An 11,274-nucleotide genomic window follows, 5' to 3' on the forward strand; every position below is an offset into this window, starting at 1 on the left:
ATATTTTCGAATGATTATATGCCGGTTACGGCATTAATATCAAGGGATTGGGAGATTATTATATTATTTCAATGTGCAGATATGCACAATCCTGCGCTTTCATCTCGGTAATTGAATTGCCGAGGATTCCCGCTTATTGTCCTAAAAATATGATATATTTATAGAACCCTTTCCAGGTTTACTATCGCAAGTACTGCGGATATGAGCATTCCCCTCTGCCAAACAGTCATAAACCGGATCGCCGGGAGATCAGCTTCACTCTGCAATATCCTCCACACTGTAGGAATCTGCAATCAGGCTGAACCGCTCTTTCATCCCCTCAGTGAGATATACATGATGGTCTTCATCCACAAAAAGTCCGTCTGCACCGTAAGCTTTCAACAGCTGTGTCCCTTTTTCCACCCCCAGCACAAAACATGCTGTGGAAAGCGCATCTGCCTCCAGACCTGAGTCACAGACTACCGTTACCCCGGTCACTCCGCTTTCTGCCGGACAGCCGGTAGACGGGTCCATAATGTGGTGATACCTTACACCATTTTCGATAAAATATTTCTCATAATCTCCGGATGTGGAAAGAAATTCTGTACCATTTAAGGCAACCACACCAAGATAGTCATCCTCATTTTCAGCTCTGGGATCTGTCACTGCCACATTCCAGGAAGAACCATCCGGCTTGCTTCCGTAGGTCATGACACTGCTTCCTCCCAGATTCATAAGTGCTGCTGTTACATCCTTCTGTGTTTCCAGCTCTTTAAGGATCCGGTCATAGCCAATACCCTTTCCCGCTGCTCCAAGATCCAGAGAACAGCCCTCCTCCATGTGGACCGTATTTCCGTCAAGAAAAATTTTCTGATATCCGGAATCCTTCAGAACATTCTTAATTTCTGCTTCTTCCGGAATTTTCTGGTTTTCCCCTCCAATATCCCACAGGCGGATCAGCTTCCCGATGGTTGGGTCAAAGGCTCCGTCAGAATCCTCTGCGATCTTCAGAAGACGTTTCAGGTATCCGGAAAGCTCGTCGGAAATCTCCGTATCTTTTCCGCTGTCTGCATTCACCTTATAGATCTGGGACTTCTCATTGGTCCAGGAAAGAAGGTTCGTCTCCACATCTGTCAGCACAGCTGTCAGCTTACTGTTTATATCGTTACCTGTGGTATAGAGTGTTTCTGATACCACAGTATCCATTGCAAAATCTGTATCGGTATATGTCTGTACATCATTTTCCGAAGCAGCCATGCACAGCACAGGAAACAACACCGCAATTCCTGTAAATGTAGCTGCTGCCAGAAAAGTTTTCTTTTTCAGAGCCTGATATCTCATAGATCATTTTTCCTCAATTGTTCCAATGTGAATATTTTTTCTCGGGCATGCTGCGGCACATGCGTGGCAGCAAAGACATTCGCCGGATCTGCCTGTGTCGCCGTCGATATCCAGATGAGCCGGACATCTTTTTTTACAGAGACCACATTTCGGCGGACATTTCTCACGGTTTCTCCGAAACAGTGCACCCGGAAGGATTGGCATTAATGCAAAAACCGCTCCCATGGGACAGAGAAACTGGCAGAAAAACCTTTCCTGTGTACACATTCCCACAATGATCAGCACCAGGAGCACAATTCCCACCAGATATTTACTGTTCGGGAGCCGTCCTGCCGTGAGCATGGAAAAAACATCCCACGGGCTGGTTCCCGTAAGCTTTCCGTATACACCTGTAAGGCAGGAAAGCAGGATCAGTGCCAGTACGATATATTTGACTTTCTGAAGCCCGTGAACCATTTTTTCGGAAAGAGCCGGTTTCTTTTTTTTATGAAAGCATTTCATCCGGATCCAGAAAAAGCCTTCATATACGGCATCTCCGAAAGATCCGAATGTACACGCATATCCGCAGAAATGTCTTCCGAAAAAGCAGGTAAAGATCAGAAGCACTGCCGTTACAGTCAGAAAGGAATTCCACTCCACCGGCTGACCGGCCGCAATGGCAAGAAAGATCGATTTGATTCCTGCAAAGGCTGTTGAAAACAGAGACGGGGCGGCAATAAAAAATGCCAGCTGTATTCCCGCACGCATCAGCCTTACCTCCCGCTGTCTTTTTTTCATGAGTTTTCCGCCTTTCCAAGTGCCGCATCCACTGCGTTCAGGATTCCTGTGGAGCTGAACGTTGCTCCGGATACGGTATCCACATCTGTACTCTGAGCACTCAGGATGGAATCGATCACGCTCTCTGCCTGTGAAAGATATGCACTGTCCTCACCTGGGGCGCTGACTACGTTGATGGATGTGATCTCATCACCGGTAAGTGTCACCTCCACCTGAATGGTCCCGCCGTATCCCTCGGCTTCTCCTGTATAGGTTCCATCTTTATATACATTATCGGAATCTGCGGTTGCTGTGTCCTCTGCGTCTGCATCGGATACATTGCCGTCTGAAGTGTCTGTTGTTTTGTCATCGCCTGCTGCATCTGCATCACTGCTGCCTGATCCTGCAGATGCTGCCTGATTCTGCATACGATTTACATAACTCGTCTCCAGCGCACTGAGAAGTTCATTCTGCTGCTCCTGAAGTGTATCTACCTTATCTGTCAGAGTCTCGATTTCTTTTTCATTTGCCTGGGCTTTCATGCTGCTGTTATAAAAAAGCACAGCAAGAACCACTAACAGCAATGAGATCACTCTCATATAAAAATTCTGATTTTTCATCTCTTTTCTCCCTTGTATTTATAACAATTCCGTAAATTGCTGCATCAGGCTCAACTGTGCGAACATATATTGCTGCGTCAGATGCTCTCGATCTATTCCTTCAATCTGCGTATAACTGTCTTTTGGACAAATTATATAGTTTTTATCCATATACATAAATTAGTTTTGATTAATCTTTTTTATAAAATTAGATGATGTTAACTTACAGTTAGGTATTATATCACCTGTTTTTTTCTTGTCTACACTTTTGTTAGTAGTTTATAACTTTTTCCAATATGAATTTTTCTGTTTTATGTCTTTTATAAAAGAAAAATCATCGCCACTCCTCCCTTTCCGTTGGGAACAGCTGTATGAATTATGGTTAGATATCATTAACTTATGTTTGCCTTTTAATTTCGATTATGATATGATTTTTTCTGAATCTGTAACAGAAATGGAGATTTGTTTTGAAGAAAAAAGAATTGATTTTTATTGCCGGGATCCTGATTCTGGCGGGGGGGCTCTGGCTTGGTTTTCAGATTGCGGGGAAACGTTCCCATAATACGATCCGTATTACCGTTGACGGAAAAGAATTCGGAACCTATTCGCTTTCCCAGGACCAGATCATCCACATCGGAGACACCAATGTCTGCGAGATCAAAGATGGAAAAGTTACAATGATCGAAGCAACCTGCCCGGATCATTACTGTATGAAACAGAAGGCTGTGGACGAGCACGGCGGTTCCATCATCTGCCTTCCTAATAAGGTTGTGATAGAAGGGGAAAATACTGCAGAGGATTCGGATTCGGAGAGTTCGCCTAAAATTGATGCGGTGACATAAAATTTCCGGAGAATATGCGTAATGCGTGTTCTCCGTAGATTTTTCTCTGACAGATGGTATTCTGTCTGTGCTATTCCTGCAACGATATTCCTGCAACAAATGAAAGGATTTATTTATGAAACGAAAAACAGCTTATCTCGGATTATTTGCCGCAGTAGCGATCATTTTTGGATATGTGGAGTCTCTGGTCCCTGTATTTACAGGGATTCCGGGTATCAAGCTCGGGCTTGCAAACCTGGCGGTGCTTTTTATACTGGACCGATATTCCTTTAAAGAAGCGGCTCTCGTGTCCGTTGTCAGAATCCTGGTGATCGGATTTATGTTTGGAAATCTGTTCAGTATTTTGTATAGTCTGGCTGGCGCTGCGCTTAGCCTGACTGTGATGGATCTTTTGAAAAAACATTCCGGCTTCAGTCTGATCGGTATCAGTGTGGCCGGTGGTGTCACACATAATATCGGGCAGCTGATCGTTGCCATGATCGTGGTGAGCAATACGAGTTTGATGGTTTATGCACCGGCACTGCTGGTGGCAGGTGTCCTGGCGGGGATTCTCATAGGTGGGTTGACAAAGGAGGTTGTGGGACGACTTCCTTTGAATCTATAATTATGTGGTTTGCTTTTTGGATTATGGTTTTCACTTTTTGAAGTGAGGGGAAATTGTGTGGTTTGATTTTTTAGATTATAGTTTTCACTTTTTGAAGTGAGATAAATTGGGTAGTTTGATTTTTTGAGATTGTAGTTTTCACCTTTTGAAGTGAGAGGAAATTGGATGGTTTGATTTTTTTGGATTATAGTTTTCACTTTTTGAAAGTGGGTAATTTGCGAGAAGGGGAAGCACTCATAGTTGCGAAGGCCGTCTCCCCTTCTCGCGCTCTTCCCCTCCTGGCCACGCCGCTGTGATGCGTTGTGGAATGTGTAAATGTATCGGCTCAGTCCTGTATTCTGCTGTATCGGCAGTGACAGGCTGAGCCGATTATTGATTCTGCCATGTATTCTGCTGCACTGGCAGTAGCAGGTTGAACCGATTATTGATTCTGCACTGTATTCTGCTGTACTGGCAGTAGCAGGCTGAGCTGATTATTGATTCTGCACTGTATTCTGCTGCACTGGCAGTAGCAGACTGAGCCGATTATTGATTCTGCACTGTATTCTGCTGTACTGGCAGTAGCAGGCTGAGCCGATTATTGCTTCGGCACTGTATTCTGCTTCACTGGCAGTAGCAGGCTGAGCCGATTATTGATTCGGCGCTGATTATTACTTCTGCACTGTTTGTTGCTTCTGGCTGAATGGGAAAGTGGCCTGCGTAGCGGGCCTGTTCTCTGAATTGTGGTGTATCGCTGTTATTCAGGAACAGGCTTTGCCAATATATTTACGTCAGCATAAATCGGCTCAACCTTCCACAGCCAACGTAGTAGAATCCATCGCCCCTCCAATATCTTCACATATTTCTACAGCCTACAATAGCTGCGTGCCCGGAAAGGGGGAGCTCGAGGGGGAAAAGCGGGCTTCGCAACTTTGAGTGCTTTCCCCCTCGTACCTGCCCATGCCAAAATGGTCCCCCTGAAAGGGAAAGTACCTGCGTTTCATGCATCCTCCCGGAAAGGGCATCACCTGCGTTTCATGCATCCTCCCGGAAAGGGAAAACATCCTCCGGAAGGCGATCAGGCTTCGGTTTCATCATGGAACTGCGGGATCGGAGTTACCGGAGGATAAGGATCCACCGGAGGTTCATCAAACTCTCCGGAAATATTCCGATAGAAAACTGCCATACAGGTTTCTATATAAGGCACCAGCCAGATCAGTGCCAGATACAATGTAAATATGGAAAAAATGATCCACGGAACAAAACTTAAGAGCATTTTCATATATTCCCAGTAATGTCCCTTCATAAGCTTTGCACTGGCTTTCAGTGCCTGCACTCCTTTTATGTCCGAATTATCGGACAGGATGTAATAGCTCATGGTGAACGGCATAGCTGCCAGCAGGTTCAGCGCGAACCCGAGAAGTGTGAGCAGCATGTAAGTTACTGCCCAGTTCATCTGCTCCTCCGTTGTATTTCCCATATTGCTTGTAAAAGAAAACCACGCCAGTGGAAGTGATGTCACCAGATTGATCAATGCCAGCACAAAGGATGCCACGATCACATGATCCGGCTGATGGCTGAAAAAGTACAGAAGGTCTCCGAAAGAGTAGGCTTCCCTTCTGGAAATATTCAGATAGATCCGGTAAAGTCCTGCGGAAAAAATACAGATCACCAGAGAAAGGACAAAGCTGAATACCTCTCCTCCAATGATCGCATACAGGGAATCTCCCGGAAAAAGTGCTGTGGAAATATAGCTTGAAACTGCGCTCATCGCCGCAACCGCAATACTCCCGATCACAGGGACCGTAAAATTACCGGCCAGAGTTTCCCCTGCCAGCTTCTTACAGCCCTTCAGATTTTTTCTCATAATTCTGTATCCCTTCGTTATAGAAGGCGGAGACTCATCCAAGCCTCCGCCCCGTCATTTTTTACTTCAGATATATCATATTCTCATATTTCACATCTGTTTAGTCTGCAAGATTAAACGCATCATGTACCGCATTCATGGCACGTACGCCATCTTTCTCGTTAATGAGAACCGTCACACGGATCTCAGATGTTGCGATCATATTGATGTTCACACCCTCATTGTAAAGGCTCTCGAACATTTTTGCAGCAACACCCGGATTGCTCATCATACCTGCTCCTACAATAGAAAGCTTGGCAATGTTTTTCTCCGCATGAAGCTCAGAATAGGCGATGCGTGCCTGGTTAGCTTCCAGAACACCCATCGCATCGTCCAGATCATTTTTATCAACAGTAAAGGAAATGTCCTTGGTTCCGGCACGGCCGATAGACTGAAGGATCATATCCACATTGATATTTTTCTTAGCCAGGGTATCAAAAAGCTTAAATGCCACTCCTGGTGAATCTTTAAGTCCGATCACAGCAATACGTACTGCATCTGTATCCAGAGCAACACCGCTGATCAGCATTCTCTCCACTGTTACTTCCTCCTTTACCACAGTTCCTTCGCTGTTGTTGAGACTGGAACGTACCACCAGCGGCACGCCGTATTTCTTTGCCATCTCCACAGAACGGTTATGAAGCACTCCCGCACCCAGAGTTGCCAGATCAAGCATCTCATCGTAAGTGATCTCCTTGAGCTTGCGGGCATTCGGAACCTTACGCGGGTCAGCGGTATAAACACCGTCCACATCGGTATAGATCTCACAGGCATCTGCATGAAGCGCTGCCGCAAGAGCTACAGCTGTGGTATCAGAACCGCCACGTCCAAGTGTGGTATAGTCATTATATTTATCAATGCCCTGGAAGCCTGTGACCACAACGATCCTGCGGTTATCCAACTCTCTGCGGATACGTGCCGCATCGATCTTTTTCAGGCGTGCGCTGCCATGTGCACTTGTTGTGTGCATAGCTACCTGAAAGGCGTTCAGAGAAACAGCCGGTACTCCCAGACTGTCCATAGCCATGGACATCAGTGCCACTGACATCTGCTCTCCGATGGTAAAAAGCATATCCATCTCACGTTTCGGAGGTTTGTCATTGATATCCTTTGCCATGGTGATCAGCTCATCGGTATACTTACCCATTGCAGAAAGCACGACCACCACGTCGTTTCCTTTTTTGTAATCTTCGATACATCTTCTGGCAACATTAAAGATACGCTCTTTGTTTGCCACAGAAGTACCGCCGAATTTTTTTACAATCAACATGTTCTTTTCTTCCCTTCGGCATCAATCCTTTACACGGATCATTGCCAGTACTTTTCCGGTAAGCTTGCTGATCTTCTCATAATATTCAGCCTGCTTCATCACCGGTGTGATAAATCCGAATTCGTCCGGAAGGTCATCCGGCTCGATGGTCTGTACATCACCAAAAGCTTTTTCCACTTCATCCATAGTAGTATCAGACACACGTACGAAGAAACGTCCCTCAACTTCATCCATATCCATAAGCTTCAAAGCATAGCTGCTCCAGTTTGTCATGATATTTCTGTGGAGATGCTTTGCTTCATCCACAACATCTGCAACTACTGCACTTGCAGTCGGAAGCTTACCTGCTCCGCTTCCGTAGAACATGGCATCTCCAAGAACATTTCCGTGCACAAATACTGCATTAAACACATCATTTACACTGTAAAGCGGGCTGCTCTGGCCTACCAGGAACGGCGCTACCATTGCATAGAAAGCATCTCCGATCCTGCGGCTTGTGGCAAGAAGCTTGATGGTCATGCCAAGCTCTTTTGCATATTCCATATCTGCCGGTGTGATCTTTGTGATTCCTTCTGTATAAATATCCTCGTAATTCAGGAATTTTCCGTATGCAAGTGAAGAAAGGATGGCGATCTTACGGCATGCGTCAGCACCTCCTACGTCTGCAGTCGGATCTGCCTCTGCATAGCCCCTTGCCTGAGCTTCCTTCAGAACCGTATCAAAATCACAGTTCTCTGTGCTCATCTTGTAAAGCATGTAGTTGGTGGTTCCGTTAAGGATTCCTGTGATCTCATCGATCTCATCTGCTGTCAGTGAAGAATTCAGTGCACGAATGATCGGGATACCGCCGCCGCAGCTTGCCTCAAAAAGGAAATTGATATTTTTTTCTTTTGCGATCTCCATGAGCTCGGAACCATGCTTGGCTACCAGAGCCTTATTGGATGTGCTTACGCTCTTTCCTGCCTGAAGCGCTCTTTTTACAAAGGTATAAGCCGGCTCGATCCCGCCCATAACCTCAACAACAATATCTACCTCCGGATCGTTTACGATCACTTCATAATCATGAACCAGAACTTTCTCAACCGGATCTCCCGGAAAATCTCTTAAATCAAGAACGTACTTGATGTTAATCTCATCTCCAGCTCTCTTGTTAATGCTCTCATGATTGGTGTTGATGACTTCAACAACTCCGCTTCCTACTGTACCGTAGCCTAATACTGCTATGTTTATCATATGCTTACTCCCTGCCTAAAATTTTCAAATAGTGTATACCGTCTCTCTGCTCAATATCCTCCACCATAGCCTCTGCGTCGCCTTCTCCCGGAAGGATGTCAACGCTCAGCGTCAGCGTTGCGACTCCGTTAATGGGAATACTCTGATGTATGGTCAGGATATTACCGTGAAAACGGGCAATCGTCTGCAGCACCATTGATAAAAGCCCCGGCTCATCGTCCATCTGAATGATAAAGGTGATGGTCTTTCCCTTGGTCTCCTCGTGGAAAGGAAAAATATCGTCCTTATATTTGTAAAAAGAACTGCGGCTGATCCCGGTCCTTTCAGCAGCTTCCTGAACAGTAGCCACCCGGTTGGATTCCAGCAGTCTCTTGGCCTCAACCACCTTGAGAAGTACCTCCGGCACTGCCCGTTCTCTTACTACATAGTATTTTTTCTTTTCAACCTGTTTCTGCATAGCAACCTCTCTGACTGCTGTTCACATTGTGGCCAGCAGCCTCCTGTCCGTTTCATAAAGACAACTGTTTTTGTACAAGAGATATATTATCATAATAAAAGAAACTCCACAAGCGCTTTTTTGCCTGCGGAGTCCTTTTCTCTGAATTTATGGGGTTCCGTGACAGTAATGTTATTCTTTCTTTTTCGCCAGCGCGATCCATTTCAGGTATGCATTGATAAAAATGTCAATACCACCGTCCAGAACTGCGTCAACATTACCGGTTTCTTCATTGGTTCTATGGTCTTTTACCATGGTGTATGGCTGCAGGACATAGGAACGGATCTGGTTTCCCCAGCCGATATCTGTCACTTCGCCTCGAATGCCGGAAAGCTTCTCCTCGGCTTCCTGCTGTTTCAGCAGATACAGCTTGGCCTTCAGCATCTGCATGGCCTTGTCCTTGTTCATGTGCTGAGAACGTTCATTCTGGCACTGTACCACGATTCCTGTCGGAAAATGGGTGATACGGATCGCAGAGGATGTCTTGTTGATATGCTGTCCACCGGCACCACTGCTTCGGTAGGTATCGATACGGATATCGTCGTCATTGATCTCTACGTCCAGATCCTTCTTGATATCCGGCATAACATCACAGGATACAAATGAGGTCTGTCTCTTTCCTGCTGCATTAAACGGAGAAATACGTACAAGACGATGAACACCCTTCTCGGATTTCAGATAACCGTAGGCGTTCTCTCCGTTCACCTGGAAGGTTACGGATTTCACACCGGCCTCATCACCGTCAAGGTAATCCAGGACCTCCAGCGCAAAGCCTTTCTTCTCCGCCCATCTGCTGTACATACGATAAAGCATTCCGCACCAGTCACAGGCCTCTGTTCCGCCGGCTCCTGCGTTCAGCTTGATGATGGCATTCTCTCCGTCGTACTCTCCGGAAAGAAGCGTCTTCACACGGATGCTGTCAAAGCTTGCCTGGAACTCATCCAGCATTTCCTGGATCTCAGGGACGATCTCAGGATCATTCTCCTCATATCCCATCTCGATCATAGTTTCCATATCTTCCATCTGCGTTTCCAGATTATGGTATGTCTCAATATCGTCCTTGAGACTCTTTAACTGTTTCATCTTCATCTGGGATGCTTCCGCATTATCCCAGAAATCAGGCGCCTCCATCTCGCGCTCTAATTCTTCGACCTTCTGCTCTTTGTTAGCGAGGTCAAAGTGAATCCCTCACTTCCACTAATGGCTCTGTGTATGTTGCAAGAATACTCTTGAACTGATCTAACTCAACCACAGCTTCACCTTCTTTCTATATATTGATACAGGATTTCCTGCCTGTCTTATACAATACCATATGGGCATGGAAATTACAACGAAAACGTGGTCAGGGCGTAAATATCCCCTCTCCTGTGCTTCAGAAGTGGCAGCTGCTCCCGGACTTTTTTTACCTCGTCCAAATCCAGTTCCACTATCTCCACGTCCGGCTTTTCTTCCATTTCCATGAGGACTTTTCCCCAGGGGTCTGCGGCAATGGAGTGACCCCAGGAATGATACCCGGCGTTCAGGTCTCTGGCTGGTGCAGCTCCGATGGTGTATACCTGGTTATCCACGGCTCTCTGGCGGAACATCAGCTCCCAGTGAAGGGGCCCTGTTGTCATGTTAAAAGCAGCCGGCACGATGATTACCTGGGCGCCTTCGTCCACCATCAGCCTGGCAAGCTCCGGAAAACGGAAGTCGTAGCAGATGCAAAGGCCCATCTTACCAAATTCTGTATCAAAAACCGTCACCTGGTCTCCCGGTGTCAGGGTATCGGATTCTTTAAAATACTGACCGCCTTTTACATCAATGTCAAAAAGATGCATCTTCCGGTGCTTACCGATCTGATGACCATTTCTGTCAAAGACATAGGAAGTGTTATAAATATTGCCGGCTTCATCTCTCTCCGGCATACTTCCTGCTACGAGATAAATTCCGTGTTCTGCCGCCAGTCGGGAACATTTTTCCCAGGTATCTCCCCTCTCTGGTTCCGCATATTCCGGAAAGTATTTGTTCTCGTAGGGGCAGCAGAACATTTCGGGCAGGACTGCCAGATCGATCCCCTGAAGCTCCGGGCTGGCAAGAAGTTCTGCCGCCTGGGTGATATTGCGAAATTTATCAGTATATACATGTGTCTGAAGAATTGCAGTTTTTATAATTGCCATATTATCATGTCCCTTCTCTTACAGCGAAAATTAGTATCTGTTATATTGACGCAGGATGACTTTCTCATATGCAGGGCGAGGAAATGAAGCGTAGCGGTGGCTACGGCGAT

At 46.1% G+C, this 11,274-nt stretch carries 11 protein-coding genes; 2 read left to right on the forward strand and 9 right to left on the reverse strand.

What is annotated here, in order from left to right:
* Window positions 1-255 precede the first annotated feature (255 nt).
* From ACTNDQ_RS10895 to ACTNDQ_RS10905, 3 genes are read right to left on the reverse strand one after another with little or no spacing between them, the layout of a single operon-like run.
* The gene (locus tag ACTNDQ_RS10895) at window positions 256-1,320 is read right to left on the reverse strand and encodes an FAD:protein FMN transferase (protein WP_441064608.1); all 1,065 of its coding nucleotides are present in this window, start codon (window positions 1,318-1,320) and stop codon (window positions 256-258) included.
* A 3-nt stretch (window positions 1,321-1,323) separates the two neighbouring features.
* Window positions 1,324-2,097, reverse strand: a complete 774-nt coding sequence (locus ACTNDQ_RS10900; protein ID WP_279201206.1) for a 4Fe-4S binding protein — start codon at window positions 2,095-2,097, stop codon at window positions 1,324-1,326.
* On the reverse strand, window positions 2,094-2,696 hold the full coding sequence (locus ACTNDQ_RS10905) for an FMN-binding protein (RefSeq protein ID WP_441064609.1): 603 nt from the start codon (window positions 2,694-2,696) through the stop codon (window positions 2,094-2,096). The genes ACTNDQ_RS10900 and ACTNDQ_RS10905 overlap by 4 nt, the downstream gene beginning before the upstream one ends.
* Before the next feature lie 446 nt (window positions 2,697-3,142).
* Between ACTNDQ_RS10905 and ACTNDQ_RS10910 the strand changes: the two genes are divergently transcribed.
* Together ACTNDQ_RS10910 and ACTNDQ_RS10915 are read left to right on the forward strand one after the other, a co-directional pair.
* Complete coding sequence (locus ACTNDQ_RS10910; protein ID WP_279201203.1) at window positions 3,143-3,517, forward strand: NusG domain II-containing protein; 375 nt, start codon at window positions 3,143-3,145, stop codon at window positions 3,515-3,517.
* A 115-nt stretch (window positions 3,518-3,632) separates the two neighbouring features.
* Window positions 3,633-4,121: a Gx transporter family protein gene (locus tag ACTNDQ_RS10915; protein WP_022426176.1), complete on the forward strand. Its 489-nt coding sequence runs from the start codon at window positions 3,633-3,635 to the stop codon at window positions 4,119-4,121.
* 1,057 nt (window positions 4,122-5,178) lie between these two features.
* On the opposite strand, the gene ACTNDQ_RS10920 is transcribed toward ACTNDQ_RS10915, so the two are convergent.
* From ACTNDQ_RS10920 to ACTNDQ_RS10945, 6 genes are all read right to left on the reverse strand, one after another.
* Window positions 5,179-5,967 carry a DUF975 family protein gene (locus ACTNDQ_RS10920; protein WP_287084544.1) on the reverse strand — a complete coding sequence of 263 codons (789 nt, stop codon included), beginning with the start codon at window positions 5,965-5,967 and terminating at the stop codon, window positions 5,179-5,181.
* A gap of 100 nt (window positions 5,968-6,067) precedes the next feature.
* Window positions 6,068-7,276, reverse strand: coding sequence for an aspartate kinase (locus ACTNDQ_RS10925; protein WP_173733504.1), 1,209 nt, complete (start codon window positions 7,274-7,276; stop codon window positions 6,068-6,070).
* 21 nt (window positions 7,277-7,297) lie between these two features.
* A complete protein-coding gene (locus ACTNDQ_RS10930) occupies window positions 7,298-8,509 on the reverse strand; it encodes a homoserine dehydrogenase (protein WP_441064610.1) in 1,212 nt (403 codons plus the stop codon).
* Between the two features lie 4 nt (window positions 8,510-8,513).
* Window positions 8,514-8,966 carry an ACT domain-containing protein gene (locus ACTNDQ_RS10935; protein ID WP_118168718.1) on the reverse strand — a complete coding sequence of 151 codons (453 nt, stop codon included), beginning with the start codon at window positions 8,964-8,966 and terminating at the stop codon, window positions 8,514-8,516.
* A gap of 171 nt (window positions 8,967-9,137) precedes the next feature.
* A protein-coding gene (prfB, locus tag ACTNDQ_RS10940) for a peptide chain release factor 2 (protein ID WP_110104007.1) occupies window positions 9,138-10,257 on the reverse strand; the annotation gives its coding sequence in 2 pieces (ribosomal slippage) (window positions 9,138-10,181 and window positions 10,183-10,257; 1,119 coding nt in all).
* 73 nt (window positions 10,258-10,330) lie between these two features.
* Entirely contained in the window at window positions 10,331-11,164 is an 834-nt protein-coding gene (locus ACTNDQ_RS10945; protein ID WP_278654890.1) for a carbon-nitrogen hydrolase family protein, read from the reverse strand.
* Between the last annotated feature and the right edge of the window lie 110 nt (window positions 11,165-11,274).

It is taken from the genome of Blautia massiliensis (ex Liu et al. 2021), assembly GCF_052064225.1.
GTDB lineage: Bacteria > Bacillota > Clostridia > Lachnospirales > Lachnospiraceae > Blautia_A > Blautia_A fusiformis.